Raw genomic sequence first — 19,650 nt, forward strand, 5'->3', positions numbered from 1 at the left:
TACAAGCAGTAATAATTAAACGCAGATGGACGCAGATAAACGCGGATATTTTCCTTCCTACCTTTGCGCCTAACGCACTTCGTGCTAGAGCTTACAGCACGCTACGCGAACGCTTCGCTGGTGCGCCTTTGCGTGAACCTAATTTATCTTTATTCTGCCTCAGACAAGGCAGAATAAAGATAAGTAAGAGTGCCAAACCTCCATGAGTTATTGCCTAAATTCCCAATGTCGTCAACCCGAAAATTCTGGTGATGTCAAATTTTGTTTGAGTTGTGGTTCCAAGTTACTGCTGAAAGACCGCTACCGCGCTATTAAACCTATCGGACAAGGTGGTTTTGGTAAAACCTTCTTGGCTGTGGATGAGGATAAACCTTCTAAACCGCCTTGCGTAATTAAGCAATTTTACCCCCAAGCCCAAGGTACTAACACTGTACAGAAGGCTGTGGAGTTATTTACTCTAGAAGCTGTACAGTTAGATGATTTGGGTCAACATCCCCAAATTCCCGCACTTCTGGCGTATTTTACCCAAGATGATAGACAGTATCTGGTACAGGAATTTATTGATGGGCCGAATTTAGCCCAGGAATTGCAGCACAATGGCGCTTTTAGTGAATCGCAGATATGGCAATTACTTCAAGATTTATTGCCAGTTTTACAATTTTGCCATTCTAGAGGTGTGATTCACCGCGATATTAAGCCGGAAAATATTTTGCGAGACAGCCATGCTAAATTAGTCTTAGTGGATTTTGGGGCTTCTAAATCTGCCAGTGGTACGGCTTTAAATCAAACAGGTACGAGTATTGGTACTCCTGAATATGTCGCCCCGGAACAAATGAGGGGTAGGGCGATTTTTGCCAGCGATATCTACAGTTTAGGGGCTACTTGTGTTCATCTTTTAACTGCGCGATCGCCTTTCGATTCTTATGATATTAATCATGATACTTGGATTTGGCAAAAATTCCTCAAAACTCCCCTGAGTCCTCAATTAAATCGCATCCTAGAAAAGATGCTGGTAAGTATCCCCATGCGGCGTTATCAAACAGCTGATGAAGTCCTGAAAGATTTAAATCAATCGCCAGCAGTCGCGACTTCAGCGCCAACAACACCACCGAAATCAACACCTACTTCTGTGAGTAAATCTTCTAGTTTCCAGAATTTGGAAATTGATTCGGAACTGGAAGAATTGAAAAGTCAATTTTTGGCTGCTGGTAAACCTAAACCAAATCAACCACAACCACCAAAACCGATTTCTCCACCTCCTGCTAATCAAAGCGCAATTGATAAGGAGTTAGAGGAGTTAAAAGCTCAATATCTGGGGAATAATAATTTACCAAATCAATAGTTACACGAATTTTTTTGATCACGCAGAGGCGCAGAGGCGCAAAAGAAGAAATATGAGGAATAAGCTAGTAAAATTAAAGTAGGTTTCCTCAGCGTCTATTGCAATTGTAAATTTTCGTTCTGCTGATAGAAGCCTGACTCGTATTACAGCGAGTATTCTGGGAAAATTAAGTCTGTCTATCTGCTAGGTAATTTGCAATCAGGATAATGATACAAAGTCAGTCGGAAGTTAAGCGTGTAGAAGAACTGCGCCAGTTGTTGCAACAAGCTAGCTATGCTTATTATGTCTTAGATGCTCCCATAATGGAGGATGCTGTCTATGACCAGCTTTATCGAGAATTACAAGAGTTAGAAACTCAGTATTCAGAATTAATTACACCAGATAGTCCGACTCAGCGCGTGGGTGAGAAACCAGCTACACATTTTACTTCGGTACGGCATAATATTCCTCTCTACAGTCTGGAAAATGCCTTTAATATTGATGAATTGCAAATATGGGATCAGCGTTGGCGGCGACAAGCACCGAAAATAGAAGCGGTGGAATATGTTTCTGAATTGAAAATTGATGGTTCGGCTTTGGCTTTGACTTACGAAAATGGTTTGCTGGTCAGGGGTGTAACTAGGGGTGATGGCGAAGTCGGTGAAGATATTACCCAAAATGTACGGACAATTCGTTCAATTCCCTTGCGTTTGAATTTCGCTGGTTCACAAAGTTTAGGAAAGGTGGAAGTTCGCGGTGAGGTGTTTCTACCTTTGGAAGTGTTTAAACAAATTAACGCGGCACGACAAAAAGCCGGTGAGAATTTATTTGCTAATCCCCGTAATGCCGCAGCTGGTACACTTAGGCAATTAGACCCCCGCATTGTCGCCCAACGACGGTTGGATTTCTTTGCTTATACATTGCACATTTCTGGTCTGGATGACGCAAGTATTGCTAATACTCAATGGGAAGCTTTGGAATTATTAGAACAAATGGGTTTTCCCGTTAATCCTAATCACAAACTCTGTGGTTCCATCGCCGAAGTCGCAGAATATTATCAATACTGGGATACAGAAAGGCTGAATTTACCCTATATGACTGATGGGGTGGTGGTGAAGTTAAATCCTTTCAAGTTACAAGAACAACTTGGTTTTACCCAAAAGTTCCCTCGCTGGGCGATCGCTTTGAAGTACGCAGCTGAAGAAGCACCGACACGGGTAGAAAATATTTCGGTGAATGTGGGACGCACTGGGGCGTTAACGCCTTTGGCTGAAATGCGTCCGGTACAATTAGCTGGAACCACTGTTTCTCGTGCTACTTTACATAATAGCGATCGCATCCAGCAATTAGATATCCGCATTGGTGATACTGTGATTGTGCGGAAAGCTGGGGAAATTATCCCGGAAGTGGTGCGGGTATTAAAAGAACTGCGTCCCGATGATACCGTACCTTTTGAAATGCCTACTCATTGCCCAGTCTGCGGTCAAGCAGTTGTGCGAGAATCAGGTGAGGCGGTAACTCGCTGCGTGAATGCTTCCTGTGCGGCTATTCTCAGAGGAGAAATTGAACACTGGGTGAGTCGGGATGCTTTGGATATTAAAGGTATGGGCGAAAAGCTGGTACATCAACTGGTAGATAGAGAGTTGGTGCATTCTGTTGCTGATTTATACGACTTGACAACAGAAAGATTATGTGCATTGGAACGAATGGGACAAAAATCAGCCCAAAAACTGATTGATGCGATCGCGCAATCAAAAAACCAACCTTGGTCTAGGGTATTATACGGTTTAGGCATCCGTCACGTTGGCAGTGTCAATGCTCAATTATTAACTCAGAAGTATCCTACAGTTGAAGATTTAGCCACAGCCAAACAATCAGATATTGCCGGTATTTACGGTATCGGTGCAGAAATTGCCCAATCTGTATATCAGTGGTTTCGCATTGACGCGAATCATGTTTTGATTGAACGTTTAAAAGCAGAAGGATTACAATTAGCTGCTACTGAGGAAACTACAACAGCTACTGACGGTAATCAAGTTTTAGCTGGTAAAACCTTTGTAATTACTGGTACTCTGCCCAGTTTATCACGGGATGAAGCTAAAGCGTTAATTCAAAAGGCTGGGGGTAAGGTAACTAATTCGGTGAGTAAAAAAACTGATTATTTGCTATTAGGTGAAGATGCTGGTTCTAAATTGGAGAAGGCGCAAGGTTTGGGAATTACTCAGTTGAGTGAGGCGTTGTTGTTGGAGATGTTGTCAGATTAACAAACCGCATTCGCGCAGCCTCTTGTAGATATAAGATAAATCGCGTCTAATTGATTTATCTAATTTAGAAGTTACGCATTGACAATTAAAATTAAATATGAGTCAAAAACCATATCTTTCGTAGGGGTTTAGCAATGCTAAACCCCTACAATCCTGGTCTATTTACAATCAAAATAATCGGGAATAAAAGTCTGAAACGACGTATTTTATTGAAAGCATACCCTGATTAATTTGTAAAGTGCGTAAGTTCTATAATTGATTTATCTAATTGATTTATCGCGCCCCCATATTAAAACGGATTTAATTAACCACAGATGAACACCGATAAATTCCAATACAGCAAACTTACAGCTAAAAAAGATATTCAGCAACTGGGGTCTATCCTGGAACAGTGTTTTATCATGTCGTCTGGTGATAGCGAAATTTACATCCCACGTATTGGTGTAGAGAATTTACGCGCTATTTATCAAGACCAGCGAATTGTCGGTGGTTTAGCAATTGTCCCGATGAGTCAATGGTGGGGTGGTGAGTGTGTCCCGATGACCGGAATTGCTGCGGTGGGTATTGCTCCAGAATATCGCGGTAGTGGCGCTGCGATCGCACTCATCGAAAATACTGTTCAGGAACTTTATCACCAAGAAGTTCCGATTTCAGTTCTCTATCCCGCTACTCAACGTCTTTACCGTAAAGCCGGATACGAACAAGCCGGAAGTTATTGTACTTGGGAAATTTCTACTGAGAATATTCAGGTAAGAGACACATCTTTACTTTTACAACCTGTAGACCCGAAAAATTATCAAATTTTTCACGACTTATATCAGCAACAAGCAAAACTCACACATGGTTATTTAAACAGACATTCAGCAATTTGGCAAGGATTAACTCAACCAGATGGACGAGAAGCAGTCTACGGTTATTTGATGGGTGACAAAGACCAACCCCAAGGCTATATTATCTTGACTCAAGAACGTACTCAGGATGGTGTAAATCTAAAAGTGAGAGATTGGACAATGCTTACAAATGCTGCTGTCAAAACGTTTTGGTCTTTTATTGCCAATCATCGCTCCCAAATTGACAAGGTGCAATGGAAGGGTTCTATTGTTGATTCTCTCACATTACTTCTACCAGAGCAAACCGCTAAAATTACCCAAAATCAGCGATGGATGCTGCGGATAATAGATGTAGTTAAAGCATTAGAAATGCGGGGTTATCCGCCAGGAATTTCCACTGAACTACATTTAGCAGTTAAAGATGACTTGCTACCTGCCAATAATGGTAAATTTATTTTATCTGTTGCTAATGGACGTGGTGAAGTTACTCAAGGTGGCAAAGGTGAGTTGCAATTAGACATAGGAGGATTAGCACCTTTGTATAGTAGCCTCTTTACTCCCCACCAATTACAGCTAACTGGAAAAATCGATGCTACCCAAACAGCCTTATTAGCCGCTACACAAATATTTGCCGCTTCCTCTCCGGGAATGGTTGATTTCTTCTAATACAGCAAATTTCATCTAATTGAAGTATACCAATAGCGGGCAAGACTTGTACTGAGCTTGTCGTTCGCGTAGCGTCTCGTAGAGAAGTATGCCCGCACCACAAGAGTTTTATGATTTGTGTCTGTATACAAATTACGAACTACGAACTACGAACTACGAATTACGAATTACGAACTACGAACTACGAATTACAAATTATGCATCAAAGTTCCGGTCGCTGGCGTTTGGGTCTAGGATTATCGCTGTTGACGGTGTTTTTGTGGGGGATTTTACCCATTGCGCTGGCGGTAACTTTACAAGTTCTGGATGTTTATACGATTATTTGGTTTCGCTTTTTAGTGTCATTTGTGCTACTGGCTGTGTTTTTAGGAATGCGGGGTAAATTACCCAACTCTCAACAATTGCGCTCTAGTTCTGGTAAATTATTAGCGATCGCTACTCTATTTTTAGCATTAAATTACTTCCTATTCATGCAAGGTCTAGCGTTAACATCACCCGCTAACGCTCAAGTTCTGATTCAATTAGCCCCCCTGTTATTAAGTTTTGGTGGTTTAGTAATTTTTCAAGAACGTTATACACTGCATCAGTGGATTGGTGTCAGTATTCTCGCCTCCGGTTATATTGTCTTTTTTCGTGAACAACTCACAAATTTAATCACATCACAGGGGACTTATATTTTAGGTAGTGGTTTGATTTTCTTGGGCGCAGTAGCTTGGGCGATTTATGCTTTGTCTCAAAAGCAGTTATTGCAATCTTTATCTTCCGCTAACATCATGCTAATTATTTACGGCGGATGTGCTTTGTTATTCACTCCATTTGCTAAACCAGAAACCATTTTGTCTTTGAATAGTTTCTATTTATTAATTTTGCTATTTTGTGCTTTAAATACTTTAGTTGCTTATGGAGCTTTTGCCGAATCATTAGAACATTGGGAAGCATCCAGAGTAAGTGCCGTTTTAACTTCAGTTCCGATTGTTACCCTCAGTTCAGTTGCTCTTGTATCAAGCTTTTTGCCGGATTTAATTCCCACAGAAAGCCTCACTTTAATTGGTATATTTGGCGCATTTTTAGTAGTAACTGGTTCAATAGCGATCGCATTAGGAAAAACCGATTGATTACGACACTTTCAAATTATAATTATATCCCAGAGGTGTGGAAATAACATCAAAGCCAACATATTGATATTCATTTGTTAAAATAGAGTTTTAAAAGATACTTTTTTCATCAACTCATTTAAAACTCCTACAAATTGGGTGATGTTCTCCCTGGTGCTAACCCCCCACAGAAGCATTTAGATTCTAGAGCAGAAGATAGTGAGGGTGGTTTTTAGCTTTGTACACCTAGACTCTTTTGTGAGAGCGCCAACTTTTACCAGTCAGGAGTTGATATCCACTTCCTGGAAAAACTCAAGTATATGCATACTGAAAACCTCCTACTAGCAGCCTTACCCCGTGAGGTGTACGAGCATCTCGAAAAAAATCTGGAACAGGTCTCGCTTTCATCCAACAAGATACTTCACCACCCAGGCGAGACAATTGAAGACGTTTACTTCCCGCTCAACTGCCTGATTTCGGTTACAATTACCATGAAAGACGGCAGCACAGTCGAAGCCGGAGTAATTGGGAACCGCGAAATGGTGGGAATCAATGCTTTCATGGGCGGGACTGAGACAACGCAGACCGAGTATATTGTACAGGTTGCCGGTGATGCGGTGAGAATGAAGGCGGAGCCTCTGCGAAAAGAATTCGACCAAAACAAGCAGATGCGGGATGTGATGTTAAAATACACCCAAGCTTTTATCGCCCAGATTTCGCAGAATGTCGCTTGTAACCGCCGCCATTCTATAGAAAATCGCTTTGCTCGCTGGCTGCTGGAGTCCAGTGACCGGATTCAATCGGATGAACTCGACTTGTCCCAAGAGTTTATCTCCCACATGCTGGGCGTGCGCCGTTCTGGTGTCACAGAAACTGCTCGCCACGTTCAAGAGAAAGGCCCCATTCAATACAGCCGCAAGAAAATCAAAATCGTTGACCGTCACGGCTTAGAACATATCTCCTGCGAGTGTTATGAGACACTCAAAGATGAATACAACCGCTTGCTAAAGTTTAATCTCAGAGAAAATCGCTGATTTTTTAATTAGAAAAGTTTTAGGTGGGGGTGAAAACGTTAGATTCATAACTTTTATTGCCAGTAATCTCATCGATGAGCCACCGCCAAGCTGTGAACTTGCCTTTAACGTCGTAAAGAGGTGCTACAGTTAGAGCCACATCAAAAGGCTGACTATGACGGGGTTGTATGCTTAATCTCCATTCCTGTAGGTACTTAAATTCACTATTTACCATCTGGCTGAGTTTTAAACGAAACTCCTGGCGCTCTTGTATTGGTATAAAACAGACTAAAAATTTGTTAACCAAAAATGCTCGTTGAAGATTGAAGAGTTTGCTAGCAGCACCATTGGCTTCTTGAATTTTTCCTTGTGTATCAGTTACTAGGTAAGCATTGGGGATAAACTCAAACAATTCTTGGTAGCGGTGATATTCGGCTCTGACTCGTGCTTGAGCGATCGCCAACTTTTGAGTTTGCTGGTATAGTTTATCTGTAGCTATCTCTAGCATTTCCGCACCAATAGCTAATTCCTGGAAGGCTGTTGTCAGTACATCAGCTTCTGGTTGTACCGTGGTATCTTGACATAAGTTAGCTAAATGCCCATGTAATGATTGTACCTGCTGGGCAAATGTCTCTAGATTCATGATCAATCAATAGTAAAGTCTAAACTTAAGCCCCCGAATAGAAGTAAAGTGTTTGTCAATTCCTAATGGATGGAATATTACCTGCCATTAATTTGCTAAAACTTTCCCAGACATCGGAGGTTGACTAAATTTGAGTATTATTTAAATCCTAAAAAACTCAGCCAAACACGTCAGTACGATTCCGGACAAATCTATTGTGTGGGGATGGACTGAATTTTTGGACATCGTTAATTGTTAAAGTCAAATTATCTGTTAGAATAAAACATTTTACTGTGCTAGGTTTTCTTAACTTAAACAAACCCTTTGACTGGACATCTCACGACTGCGTGGCGCGGGTGCGAAAACTCTTGCGCCTCAAACGTGTAGGACACGCCGGAACCTTAGACCCAGCCGCCACCGGAGTCTTACCCATCGCCTTGGGGAGAGCTACCAGATTATTACAATATCTGCCAGAAAACAAAGCCTACAAAGCCACCATCCGCTTAGGTGTGCAGACCACAACCGATGATTTGCAAGGTGAAATTATTACTTCTCAACCTTGTCCGGGAATGAATTTTGCCGACGTGAAAACTGCAATGTCGCAATTTCAAGGTAAAATTGAGCAAATTCCTCCCATATACAGCGCCATTCAAGTAGATGGGAAACGCTTGTACGACTTAGCGCGTAAAGGCGAAATAGTAGAAGTACCTAAACGCACAGTAGAAATTTTTCACACAGAAATTTTAGATTGGCGAGACGGAGATTTTCCCGAATTAGATGTGGCGATCGCCTGTGGAAGTGGTACATATATAAGAGCGATCGCTCGTGATTTAGGCGCAATCTTAGAAACTGGCGGAACTCTGGCCGCTTTAGTCCGTACTGCCAGTAGTGGTTTTAACCTCACAGATAGTCTCACCTTAACTGACTTAGAAATCCAATTACAAACAGAGACATTTCAACCTAGTATTCCTGATGTCGCCTTGCAACATATACCATCTGTAACATTACCAGACATATCTGCTCAAAAATGGTGTCAGGGGCAAAAAATGCCTCTTACCCTCGATTTTTCCGGTATAGTCAGAGTCTACGACCCAGAGGCTTGCTTACTGGGTATAGGTAAACTACAGGACGGCGTGCTAATCCCAACCACAGTATTAAAAACTTAATTAACAAAGTTAACAAACTAACTAGGCGTAAAACTCCAAAAGCTTCTAAGCTAATTGCATATATTTGACATGACTGCAATCAGGATTAGGAGTAGCTGCTATGCCCACAATTCATTTAGTCGATGGTGAAAAAGGTGGAGTAGGAAAATCCCTGCTCACCAGGACAATGATTCAGTATTGTTTAGACAAGAGAATACCATTTGTACCTGTAGAAACGGATAGGTCTAATCCTGATGTAGCTGGTGTGTATAAAGGAATATGTCAGTATGCAGTATTTACTGAAGATGAACGCCACGCTGATAAAGCTGATAAAATCTTCGAGATGGCGATGTCTAAACCAGTCGTTGTCAATTTGGCTGCTCAATCCCATAGAGCTGTCAAAAGCTGGATAGAGAGAAATCTATTAATTGAATTGGGGCGTTGTGAGGGAGTAACTTTTTGCAAATGGTTTGTATCTACCGGAGGATATGATAGTCTAAATTTGTTTGTTCAGTCAGTAAATGCCTACGGTGATCATATTCCTCATATTTTAGTCAGAAATTTAGGACTGTGCGATGATTGGGAACACGTTGAGTCAGACCCGAACATTCAAAATTTAGTGAGACAACATAACATTAAGGTTGTAGATTTTCCCAAACTGGCATACAAAGAACGAAATCTCATAGACCAACATCGCCTAACTTTTGCAGAAGCGCGAGAGTATAAAGAATTTGGGGTGCTTGGTAAACAGCGAGTTGTCCAATTTCTCAAACTTGCTTATTCGTCCTTTGAAAAAGTAGGTATTTGGCATGAAGAAGTAAAATAAATATCACTCATGTAGAGACGCGATTTATCGCGTCTAAAAAATTTATCGCGTCTAAAAGACAATACAGTTCAGTTAAGCCTCAAAGTCTACGACTACGTAGGTTGGGTTGAGGAACGAAACCCAACGCTTGCATGACTTTGTTGGGTTTCACTTCGTTCTACCCAACCTACAATTTTCTTAACTGAACCGTATTGGTCTAAAAGACTTATTCCCAAGTCGCCGCATCTCGCAGTACAGCCGGAATTTCCCCTTGTGATAGGGGAAACTCTAACAAAGTTTCTCTGTAACCCAAATATCCAGACTCAGCGAAAGACAACAGCATTCGCCCCAGCGCCAGCCAAACCTCTGGTTCATATTCCCAATCACGATAACGGGAAGCTCTACCAGCAATTGAACGTAGCGCCCAAAAATATGAATTCCTCACCACCGAACCACCCTTTTTAAAGGCTGGTACGTCCTCATGGTTGAGAAAAAGGATTGTATCTTCAATTCTGGCTCTCATTCAGCCATTATAATTCATTGGCGTTAATTAACGGCATCACATCTTACCCACATTGGCTTGAACCTCGTAGGGTGCGTTATGGACGCTAGTCCTAACGCACTGGGAATTGAAGATGGTGCGTTGCGCTACGCGACAACACACCCTACACACTAACGAATTACGTTAGCGAAGCTCCTCTGTTCGCGTAGCGTTCCGCAGGAAAAGAGGCATTACGAATTACAAATTTGACGTTAAACCTACACGAAAAGTCAACCCAGGACTGTAGATGCGATTAACTCGTTCATATTGTTCACCAAGTAAATTTTCTACATAAACCGTCAGTCCCAAATTGCGGGTGACAGGAATCCGACCACTTAAATCTAAATTTAAGAAAGCAGGCGCAAAATCTCGGCTCGTTTCACCAGGAGCATTAAAAAAGGCTCGACGAGTGCCACTGTTATAGGTAACATACAAATTAGCGTTCCAGCCAGAATTTTGATAACCTACACCAGCTTGAGCGACAGAATAAGGGATAAAACCTAACTGTAACCCTGCTTCTGAGCCTGTTTTAATTTGAGCATCTGTATAAGTATAATTAAGAAACGTTGACCAGCCCTGAGCAATCTGTAATCGTAATGCAGCTTCTAAACCATTAGTATTTACTAAACCAATATTTTCCCATCTACCAGCAATGATTCCCAGGCGATTATCTAAACTACTGCCGAAATAAGTAAACTGTCCAATTAAATTATTTGTCAGTTTGACATCTACTCCCGCAGTCCAAGATGAACCTGTTTCTGGGATTAAATTTGGGTTTTGTTCCCAACCGTGAACAGTATCATAAACATATAATTGGTCTAACCCAGGATTACGCTGTCCCCCAGCCCAACTCCCTCGCATTGCTACTGTTGGTGAGAGCGCATAACGTAAGCCAGCACTAGGGTTGAGATAATTACCAAACTCACCATCAAAGCTTTGTCTTAGCCCTAAATCTATCTGAAAATTATTGCTAATATTTAAAGTATTAACAGCAAATAAAGCTGTATTTATTAAAGTTCTATTTTCCGTGCCGTTATTGGCAATTCTATCAGGTCTGGTACTAAAAGTATCACTGTTTAAGTTAGTATTTTTTAAATCTAATCCCCAGCGTAATTGATTACTAGGTGTTAATTTCCAAACATGATCTACTCTAGCTGTCAGTTGTTGTGTATCTAAAACACCTGTACGGTTAAATTCTTGTCCTGCAAATGCAGTTGGACCATAAGTGCTGAAGTAATTTTGATTGTAACCGACTGTGGTTGTGAGATTAGAACTTTCTCCTTCACCCAAACGAGTTTTCCAAGATAAGCCCACATTTAAGCCATCATGGTCTAATCTATCTCTTTGCAGTGGAAAACCGAAATAAACTAAGCCACGACGACTGCTGAGTGTTGTAACATCTAAATTCAACGAATTTTTACTATCTAAATCCAGACCAATACTACCAAAATAAGTACTAGTAGCTGTGTCTGCATTCGCTAAAAATCCTTGAGCATCACGATTGGCTGCACCAACGGGAACGCGATAACGATTATCTATAAAGTACCTTTCAAAGCTGAAATTATACCGAGCGTCAGCTACTGAGCCACTATAGCTTACCTGTTGATTATTTAAGTTTAATGAGCCAAATTCTGTACTACCGGTAAATCTCGGTTGACTATAACCTTCTTTAGTAATGATATTTACTACACCGCCAAAGGCTGATGAACCATACAAAGCAGAGGTTACACCACTATATAGTTCTACTCGTTCAATAGCCTCTACAGGAATACTATTTAAATCAGTTCCACCATGATAGGTGTTGACATTATTATTAATTGGTCTGCCATTAATTAAAAATACAGACTGTTCAATTGAAGATCCCCTGTAGTATGTACCTGTGTGAATATCTGCACCAGGTCCGACGTTATTGATAGTGAAACCCGGCATTCTTTTTAATACATCTGCTACACTTGTAGCACCCTGTTGTTGAATTTCTTCTTGATCGATGATGTAAACAGGGGTAGACTCAGGCAAAGGATCTTGTTCACCGATTACTTCTAGAGAAATATCTGCATCTTCTTCTAGCTGATTTTCCGGTGTTGCTTCAATGGGTATAGATTCTTGAGTTAACAATTCAGCCTTGGTAAGAGGTAGCTCAATTTGACTCAAGTTAGAAATAGTTGAATTTACCTGTTCGGTATCGGTAGCAAGGGCTGGGAAAGCTATTAATAAGGTCGGTAAAGTAAATGCTAGGAAAAAAGAATGCTTGCTCACTTGGTGTTCTTACGTTCAGTAAAAATTACTAAGTAGTATTCTTGCTCCTAGAGTAAAATGGTGTCAAAAGACATCCTGTCATAGTTCCTGTTATTTTCAGAAATATCAGGAATAAATTTAGAGCGAGTTTGACTACTAGGTGGTTTTGCTCAACCAGATGGATGGAGCCGCAAATCTAGTTAACCCGCTCATCAGTATGGCAATTAATTGATTTTTGGTTCAAATTCCCCGGATAGAGGCTGTTCCAGATTCACTGATTGTTCTGGAGAGGATATTGCCGCTTTGGGAATATCTATCACTGGGTTATTTAACGCCACCATTAGGGGAGAAGTGGAAACTACAGGCGCTGTCGCCCGTTGTATTGGCTCTCCTGGTTGTTGTTGCGCCAGACGTGGTGTATTGAATTCACCACCTGGTAGCCACCCAGATACAGCACCGATTACACAAGCAGCTACAGTGGCTCCTCCAAATGCCCAAATGGGAAGGGAACGGCGGCGCACACGCTTTAAGACTTGCTCGGCTGTGACTGCTGGCGGTTCTTGGGCTGTCGGGACTGGGAAAGTCCGTAAACCTCGCCGGAGATTTAGTAGTCTGCTATACAGGCATTGAACAGAGGCATCGTTTTTTAGCCATTCTTCCACTTGCCTGCTTTCTGCGGCTGTCACCTCTCCATCGAGGTAAGCACTTAATAACTCGAAGCGATCGCGCTTCACCATATCCATAGCACCCGTTATTTCATTGGTATGCTGACCTTTCCTATTTGACCAATCTTGAGAATTTAGCCAAGAGGAACGGTCATCAAATGGAGAATTAGTATTCATTGTAGCATTATGACCAATTCATTATGCGGGTAAACATCACGAAAAATCCTGATAAATTTATTTAATTTCCTCCTCATGGGAGCAGAATTCTAAACTGGCATCAAAATGCTCAAACTCTCTTGACATTTTGCCCTTAGACCATGACCAGATTTTGTAAATTAGGCATCTAAATAATTTTGCAACTGAGTTTGCAATCTGGATCTAGCTCTGGCGATTCTAGATTTGACTGTTCCCAAAGAAACACCGGTAATTTCGGCAATTTCTTCGTAGGCCATACCTTCAATTTCTCTCAGAACAATGGTAGTCCGAAACACTTCTGGTAAATCGGCGATCGCTTCTCGCAATTGCTCGTAAAATTCTCTAGTTGTCAGTTCTTCTTCAGGGCCTGGAGTATCCCCAGCAATTTCCCAATCCATCTCGCCGTCTTCTAACGTGCGGGGAGCATCTAGTGATAAAGGACTAGCTACCCGCTTCCGTTTACGCAACTCGTCATAAAACAAGTTGGTCGCAATCCGGCTTAACCAGCCCCGGAACTTGACTGGCTCTTGTAATCGGTTAACATTCCGATACACTCGAATCCACACTTCTTGAGCTAAATCAGCCCTGTCAGGCCAATCAGGAGCCAGGTGGTATAGAACTCGATCAACTTGACTTTGATAACGGCGCAATAGCTCTGCAAACGCAGCACGATCAGGGCGCAGTCCGACTTGACAGCGTAAAATTAGATCGTGGTTAGAGAGTTTGTCAACTTGCACCGATGCTTCTGAGTATCTTGCATCAACAGTTGACCAGGATACAGTAATCGATTGGCTCATAGATCGTACTGAATTTTGAATCATCCCTATCTATTAGACAAGCTAATGGGCGCAATGTTCCTTCAGCAGTGACGGATTTATGACTGGTACATGGTTGTATGTATAGCAAAGTGCTGAGTGAAGAAAGTGCTTTGCCCCCTGCCCCCTGCTCCCTGCTCCCTGCTCCCTGCCCTCTGCTCCCTGCTCCCCAGATCCCTGCTCCCCTGCTTCTTTTGACTTCTGTTAATATAGGCAGATGTATCGATAAAAAAGGTTATTTTTTGGGTTTTTTTACCATAATTGTGGCGGATGTTTCTATCTCTTGTGGATCATTAATACCAGCATGAGTTGAATTGAGTAAGCGGACTTGAACAAAGAAATTTAAGGAAAATGTAATTATGACTGCTAGGAATAGTTTTTCAAACATGATTTTTCTCTCACCCACACCACTAATGATGAAATTTATGCCCCGTAAGCTTTCCTGGGAATAAAATTTTTAACTCAGAATTTTGTACCGGGATCTGTGGATAGTGTTAGTTTGCCCAAAAGAATCAGCAGAGTTATAAGAGAACAGATAAGTAACTATAAATTATTGATAATTTTGGATGTACTCATGAACCAATTAGTCAACTGGATATGTCAGGGATAAACAACAGGCGATGGCAATGGTAAGAAATGAATCTGTAGCGCGTATAGTAATGTTTCTCTGTTTTGGCACAGCCGTCTTATCGCTAGCTGTCCATTGGCGGATTACGACAACTCAAGGGCAGTTTGAGCAGCCAGCTTCCGCCGCCGGAAGCCCATCTGAGGTTACTGATGGAGTTTTGGGTGAAACTGCTCGTGGTGCGTCTATACTTCCTCATCAACCCACTCACCAGCAATCTGTCCAAAAGAGTTCTGTACCAAATAGATCGGGTGCAATCAGCCATAATTCAGCAGGTACTACTGATTTATCGCCACAGATGCGACCGGCAAAGCCGCTCCTTGGGCGATCGCTGTTTCCCAGCCGACAAAATTCCCAGGGTGTATCTTCACAAACATCATCTCAGACGGAAGTGGTAGTCAATTTAAGCGATCGCCGTACCTATGTTTACAAAGGAGGTGAAGTCATCGCCAGTTATCCAATTGCTATCGGTAAGGAGGGTTGGGAAACTCCTACAGGTTCTTTCCGCGTCACGGATATGCAACACTATCCTATTTGGCAACACCCAATCACTGGTAAAGTTTTTCCATCAGGTACTGATAGTCCTTTGGGGGATCGATGGATTGGTTTCTGGTCAGATGGACGCAATGAAATTGGCTTTCACGGTACGCCAGATACACATTTATTAGGAGCTGCTATCTCTCATGGCTGTTTAAGAATGCGTAATGATGATGTCCGTTTATTATATGAGCAGGTAGATGTTGGCACACTTGTTTCTGTGCGCGATTAATTAGGGCTGTTCCCAAATTCCATTATTTATTCAGAACAGATAACCCTGGTTTATTAAATAAACCAGGGCTTTAATCAATTTCCAAATATTCACAGAGTAAAACTAAGATTTTTGCTCAAAGTTTGGTGCGTAAACTTGGAGTAAATTACTGACTTGGCGCAGAACTTCGTTACCAGTGCTTTTGCCAAAGACTGGCGTTCTGTTGTCGTTGGGTTGGTCAAGGTTACGCCCGATGGACTCAGTAATTTGCTGGGAAATTAATTCTTGCAGTTCCGCCTTCGCTCGTAGGCGTTGGTAACTAGCACCTTCTTCTGTAGTCGCATACAAAGGTGGTAGTCGGTTGAGGGCGTAAGCGGCTATATCCCCTACATCCAAAGAACTTTCGCTAGTGGCTTCAATTTCTGCGGCTCTGGCGATCGCCTCTGTGAGTACCAATTCTTCCATAACGTTAATGAATTGTTTCCGAGGTACCGCCACTACCTCACCCGTCAATAATGCCCCCATCAATCGATCCAGCGCCATGTACTCTTCAATTGAGAGTTCCGATGCGTTATCACAGATTCTTCCAACTTCGGCTTCCATTACTGGTGTTAAATAACCATCCTGGAGAGCTTGTTCTACAATTTTTTCAATACTCATAACGCTCATTATTATTACGCTAGCCAAGCAAGGTAGGGACGGTATCAATCCAATTCATTTTGCCTAATTATTGGCAAAAAGTATACAATAGATTATCCACAAACGGCATCCATTCCGTTGTAATTAATCGACTCCATCAAATCTCCAAGGTACTGGATCAACAGATTGGCCGTTGACATATAAACCCCAGTGCAAATGCGGCCCTGTAGAAGCGCCTGTTGAACCTACTGTGCCAACTAATTGACCCGCTTTCACGAAATCGCCTTCTTTGACATTAATCCCATTCAGGTGCAGTAAAATACTTGTTACTCCTTGCCCGTGGTCAATGCCAATTGTGTTGCCGTGAACCCGGAAACCTTCGGATACCGTACCCACCAAGGCAACAGTTCCAGCCGCAGGGGCAACTACGCGTGAACCCATAGCACCAGCGTAGTCAACGCCACGATGGTAGTAACTCTCCGCAAATTTACCATTATAGTAGCGACGGACACCATATATAGTCGTAATCCGCCCTTGATTTGGTTGCAGCATTGGGCCATTCCAATGCTTTTGCGGTGTTTGGATTGCTTTAAAAGCTGCTACGCGTTGGAGTTCATGTTCTGTGGCTCTCACCCCAGCTCTTCCAGGTGGTAAATTAATCCGTTGCGTGGAAAAATTACGATTACGCAAATTCACTGCCAAGTTTCGCACTTCACCATCTCCGGAGACTCTCAGTGTTATGGTTCCAGGTTTATCCAGTGGAGTTGTCGGAATTAAAGCCCGATATTTATTGGGAGCGATCGCAAATGCTGGATAAGAATTTTCACCTACAGCTACGGTAGGATTGCTACCATTGGCAGGACTATTTACATTAATCATCACAGATAGGGTATCACCCAGCTGAGGGTTACTGGGAGTTACCTGTGCTTGCAAAGCATCTACAGGCAAAGCCAAGATGACAACAAAGACAGATGCAAATATGCAGATGAACACGTTTTTGATGTGGCGGTTGGGTTTCCAGCCTTTGAAACTAAAATAGGGCAACTTTTTATCAGATTCTCTAATGTCATGATCAATAGTCATAGAGCTACAACACAATCTCTTACTTCTGTTGAGAAACTGACTAGCTTATGGAAGCCGGTGTTTCCTAACCCAGGCAAATTCTTTTGAGTATAGCAGATGATACTCAGTGATTTCAATAAATGTGCTGGGAACCAAACTATACTAAAGTCTCATACATACTATGGACAAAGAGAAAAATTATTTTCAGTAATATTAACTACTTTTTGAATTAGCGGATACATCCTAGCACTTCAAGTTTCAGACTGCCATAAAAATTTTTGGCGTTGCTAATTCTGAACAGGGCGCAGGGGAAAAGAAACTTACTCAAAACTTTCTTCACTCAGCACTTTCCCCACTCAGCACTGAAAGAAGATAGCAGAAGCATTGACTAGTTTGCCATCTTCCATCCGAACAATCCGATCAGCAATGTCTAGAATGCGATTGTCATGAGTCACCATGAGGATTGTACAACCTTGCTCTTTAGCCAGTTTTTGCATCAGATTGACCACATCTCGGCCTGACTGACTGTCAAGCGCCGCCGTTGGTTCATCGGCTAAAACTAGTGGCGGATGGCTAACCAAAGCACGGGCGATCGCTACTCGTTGTTTTTGTCCTCCTGATAATTTATCAGGATAATAATGAAGATGATTTCCTAAGCCGACCTGTTCTAACATCAGGGCTGAACGAGTTTGCATCTCTCGTGGGCTAATATGCTGATGCAGTTCCAAACCCATTCTCACATTCTGGAGTGCTGTCAAACTACCATGCAAATTATGTGCTTGGAAAATATAACCATTACGCTGTCGCGCCTGCACTAATTGTTCTGCTTTAGCACCACAAAGTTCTCGGTTCAAAACCTGCAAACTACCAAACTGGGTAGAACGCAACGCCCCAACTAAGGTCAGGAGAGTAGTTTTACCAGAACCAGAAGGCCCAGTCAAAATAATAATTTCGCCAGATTTAATCTGTAAGTTGATGTTAAATAAAACTTGCCTACGCAGTGAACCTATTCCAAAGTAATGATCGAGATTCTGGATGGAAATGACTGGAAGCATAACAGGTTTAAATTTTATAATTTATACTTTGATGTGATAATTGGTAATGCCCTATTTTTGATTCTGCATTTTCTAAAACATATCAGCCGGGTCAGCAGACCGCAGTTTACGGGTGGCGATCGCTCCAGAAATTGAACACATGATGATGGTTAAAATTAGCACGTGTAAACCCCGAATTGCCGTCATATACATCGGCAAATTTGTGGCTGTGCGCGTCATTTGGTAAAGTCCCAAAGATACTGCTACACCCGGAATAAAGCCCAAAGCGGCTAAAATTAAAGTCTGTTCAAACACTACACTGAGCAAGTAGTGATTTCGATATCCCAAGGCTTTAAAAGTAGCGTATTCCTTCGCATGGGCATTCACATCAGTGGAAAGAACTTGATAAACCAGAATGACTCCCACGGCAAATCCCATTGATACACCCAGGCTAAAAATGAATCCAATGGGCGAGTTTGTTCTCCAGAAGTTGTTCTCAAATTCAATAAATTCTGCGTGGGTCATGACGCTGACATCATCTCTCAGGTAGGCTTGCAAGGCGATCGCCACCTTTTTGGGGTCATAACCTGGTTTTACCTTGATTAAACCTAAACTGATACTGCTGGCTGGTCGTCGGGAAAACAACCGTAAAAAGTTTTGATCGCTGGTCATCAAGCTACCATCAGAACCAAAAGAAGCCCCCACGGTGAATAAACCACTAATGGTAATTGTCTGCCCTTCGATTTCGGTGGTCAGTTTTTTACCTTGATCAATTTGAGCGATCGCCTTTTGGTAATCTCCTCTAGCACTGCGGTCAAACAAAACAGTATCAGGTAGCTTAATTGACTGTAATTGTCGATTCACATCCGGTAAATCAAAAACTGGTTTATCTGGATTAAACCCGATGACTTGCACCGATGTCTGGCGGCGTGTTTGGGGATTCTTCCAAATGATGTTGTTGACATACATTGCTTCTGCTGAATAGACCCCAGGAATATCCATTGCCTGGTACAGTCGCCGACGCGAAAATGGGGGCATATTTTGCAGACTACGGGCTTGGGGACTAGTTAAAACAATATCTGCTTGCAAACTGCGATGTAATCTAGTGTTACTGTCGTAGAGCGCCGTCTGAAAGCCCATCTGCATAAACATTAAAACATCCGCAAAGGCAATTCCTGACAATGCTACCAGTAACCTGCTTTTTTCGTGACTCAGTTGCAGCCATCCTAAAGGTGTGCGTCGCCGCAGTTGTTTAATTATTCCCATCATATAAGTGCTGAGTGCCGAGTAAAGATGTGAAAAAACAATACAGAGTCTGATTCTTAATTACG

18 protein-coding genes are annotated in these 19,650 nt (G+C 42.1%); 8 read left to right on the plus strand and 10 right to left on the minus strand.

From position 1 onward, the window contains the following. The first annotated feature begins 202 nt into the window (after nucleotides 1-202). From ACM0OW_RS18170 to ACM0OW_RS18190, 5 genes are all read left to right on the plus strand, one after another. Nucleotides 203-1,342 (plus strand): protein kinase domain-containing protein, encoded by a 1,140-nt coding sequence (locus ACM0OW_RS18170; protein WP_414551555.1) that lies wholly within the window; start codon nucleotides 203-205, stop codon nucleotides 1,340-1,342. Nucleotides 1,343-1,548: 206 nt separating this feature from the next. Further along, the gene (gene ligA / locus ACM0OW_RS18175; RefSeq protein ID WP_414551556.1) at nucleotides 1,549-3,585 is read left to right on the plus strand and encodes an NAD-dependent DNA ligase LigA; all 2,037 of its coding nucleotides are present in this window, start codon (nucleotides 1,549-1,551) and stop codon (nucleotides 3,583-3,585) included. Between the two features lie 314 nt (nucleotides 3,586-3,899). Next, nucleotides 3,900-5,081, plus strand: a complete 1,182-nt coding sequence (gene eis / locus ACM0OW_RS18180; protein ID WP_414551557.1) for an enhanced intracellular survival protein Eis — start codon at nucleotides 3,900-3,902, stop codon at nucleotides 5,079-5,081. Between the two features lie 197 nt (nucleotides 5,082-5,278). Then, nucleotides 5,279-6,196, plus strand: a complete 918-nt coding sequence (locus tag ACM0OW_RS18185; RefSeq protein WP_414551558.1) for a DMT family transporter — start codon at nucleotides 5,279-5,281, stop codon at nucleotides 6,194-6,196. Between the two features lie 299 nt (nucleotides 6,197-6,495). Then, nucleotides 6,496-7,209, plus strand: coding sequence for a Crp/Fnr family transcriptional regulator (locus ACM0OW_RS18190; protein WP_414551559.1), 714 nt, complete (start codon nucleotides 6,496-6,498; stop codon nucleotides 7,207-7,209). Between the two features lie 19 nt (nucleotides 7,210-7,228). Here ACM0OW_RS18190 and ACM0OW_RS18195 read toward each other — a convergent pair whose 3' ends face one another. Then, nucleotides 7,229-7,831: a PAS domain-containing protein gene (locus tag ACM0OW_RS18195; RefSeq protein ID WP_414551560.1), complete on the minus strand. Its 603-nt coding sequence runs from the start codon at nucleotides 7,829-7,831 to the stop codon at nucleotides 7,229-7,231. Nucleotides 7,832-8,103: 272 nt separating this feature from the next. Here ACM0OW_RS18195 and truB point away from each other — a divergent pair, with 272 nt between their 5' ends. Together truB and ACM0OW_RS18205 are read left to right on the plus strand one after the other, a co-directional pair. Beyond that, nucleotides 8,104-8,976, plus strand: a complete 873-nt coding sequence (gene truB / locus ACM0OW_RS18200; protein ID WP_414551561.1) for a tRNA pseudouridine(55) synthase TruB — start codon at nucleotides 8,104-8,106, stop codon at nucleotides 8,974-8,976. Nucleotides 8,977-9,076: 100 nt separating this feature from the next. Continuing rightward, complete coding sequence (locus ACM0OW_RS18205; protein ID WP_414551562.1) at nucleotides 9,077-9,781, plus strand: mobilization protein; 705 nt, start codon at nucleotides 9,077-9,079, stop codon at nucleotides 9,779-9,781. Between the two features lie 205 nt (nucleotides 9,782-9,986). Here the strand turns inward: ACM0OW_RS18205 and ACM0OW_RS18210 are convergent, their stop codons facing one another. The 5 genes from ACM0OW_RS18210 to ACM0OW_RS18230 all read right to left on the minus strand — a co-directional run bounded on the left by ACM0OW_RS18210 (nucleotide 9,987) and on the right by ACM0OW_RS18230 (nucleotide 14,599). Further along, nucleotides 9,987-10,283 carry a hypothetical protein gene (locus ACM0OW_RS18210; protein WP_414551563.1) on the minus strand — a complete coding sequence of 99 codons (297 nt, stop codon included), beginning with the start codon at nucleotides 10,281-10,283 and terminating at the stop codon, nucleotides 9,987-9,989. A gap of 216 nt (nucleotides 10,284-10,499) precedes the next feature. Next, complete coding sequence (locus ACM0OW_RS18215) at nucleotides 10,500-12,557, minus strand: TonB-dependent receptor plug domain-containing protein (protein ID WP_414551564.1); 2,058 nt, start codon at nucleotides 12,555-12,557, stop codon at nucleotides 10,500-10,502. Between the two features lie 203 nt (nucleotides 12,558-12,760). Further along, nucleotides 12,761-13,378, minus strand: coding sequence for an anti-sigma factor family protein (locus ACM0OW_RS18220; RefSeq protein ID WP_414551565.1), 618 nt, complete (start codon nucleotides 13,376-13,378; stop codon nucleotides 12,761-12,763). Nucleotides 13,379-13,536: 158 nt separating this feature from the next. After that, nucleotides 13,537-14,193: a sigma-70 family RNA polymerase sigma factor gene (locus tag ACM0OW_RS18225; RefSeq protein WP_323214415.1), complete on the minus strand. Its 657-nt coding sequence runs from the start codon at nucleotides 14,191-14,193 to the stop codon at nucleotides 13,537-13,539. A 253-nt stretch (nucleotides 14,194-14,446) separates the two neighbouring features. Beyond that, a complete protein-coding gene (locus tag ACM0OW_RS18230; protein WP_414551566.1) occupies nucleotides 14,447-14,599 on the minus strand; it encodes a hypothetical protein in 153 nt (50 codons plus the stop codon). 232 nt (nucleotides 14,600-14,831) lie between these two features. Here ACM0OW_RS18230 and ACM0OW_RS18235 point away from each other — a divergent pair, with 232 nt between their 5' ends. Continuing rightward, complete coding sequence (locus ACM0OW_RS18235; RefSeq protein ID WP_414551567.1) at nucleotides 14,832-15,605, plus strand: L,D-transpeptidase; 774 nt, start codon at nucleotides 14,832-14,834, stop codon at nucleotides 15,603-15,605. Between the two features lie 102 nt (nucleotides 15,606-15,707). On the opposite strand, the gene ACM0OW_RS18240 is transcribed toward ACM0OW_RS18235, so the two are convergent. The 4 genes from ACM0OW_RS18240 to devC form a co-directional block, all read right to left on the minus strand. Next, the gene (locus tag ACM0OW_RS18240; protein ID WP_414551568.1) at nucleotides 15,708-16,244 is read right to left on the minus strand and encodes a late competence development ComFB family protein; all 537 of its coding nucleotides are present in this window, start codon (nucleotides 16,242-16,244) and stop codon (nucleotides 15,708-15,710) included. Nucleotides 16,245-16,367: 123 nt separating this feature from the next. Beyond that, nucleotides 16,368-17,306: a M23 family metallopeptidase gene (locus ACM0OW_RS18245; RefSeq protein ID WP_414551569.1), complete on the minus strand. Its 939-nt coding sequence runs from the start codon at nucleotides 17,304-17,306 to the stop codon at nucleotides 16,368-16,370. Between the two features lie 335 nt (nucleotides 17,307-17,641). Continuing rightward, complete coding sequence (locus tag ACM0OW_RS18250) at nucleotides 17,642-18,340, minus strand: DevA family ABC transporter ATP-binding protein (protein WP_414551570.1); 699 nt, start codon at nucleotides 18,338-18,340, stop codon at nucleotides 17,642-17,644. A 72-nt stretch (nucleotides 18,341-18,412) separates the two neighbouring features. After that, nucleotides 18,413-19,585 carry an ABC transporter permease DevC gene (gene devC / locus ACM0OW_RS18255; RefSeq protein ID WP_414551596.1) on the minus strand — a complete coding sequence of 391 codons (1,173 nt, stop codon included), beginning with the start codon at nucleotides 19,583-19,585 and terminating at the stop codon, nucleotides 18,413-18,415. Nucleotides 19,586-19,650 lie beyond the last annotated feature (65 nt).

The organism is Anabaena sp. CCY 0017, assembly GCF_963920885.1.
In the GTDB taxonomy this organism is placed as follows: Bacteria; Cyanobacteriota; Cyanobacteriia; order Cyanobacteriales; family Nostocaceae; genus Nodularia.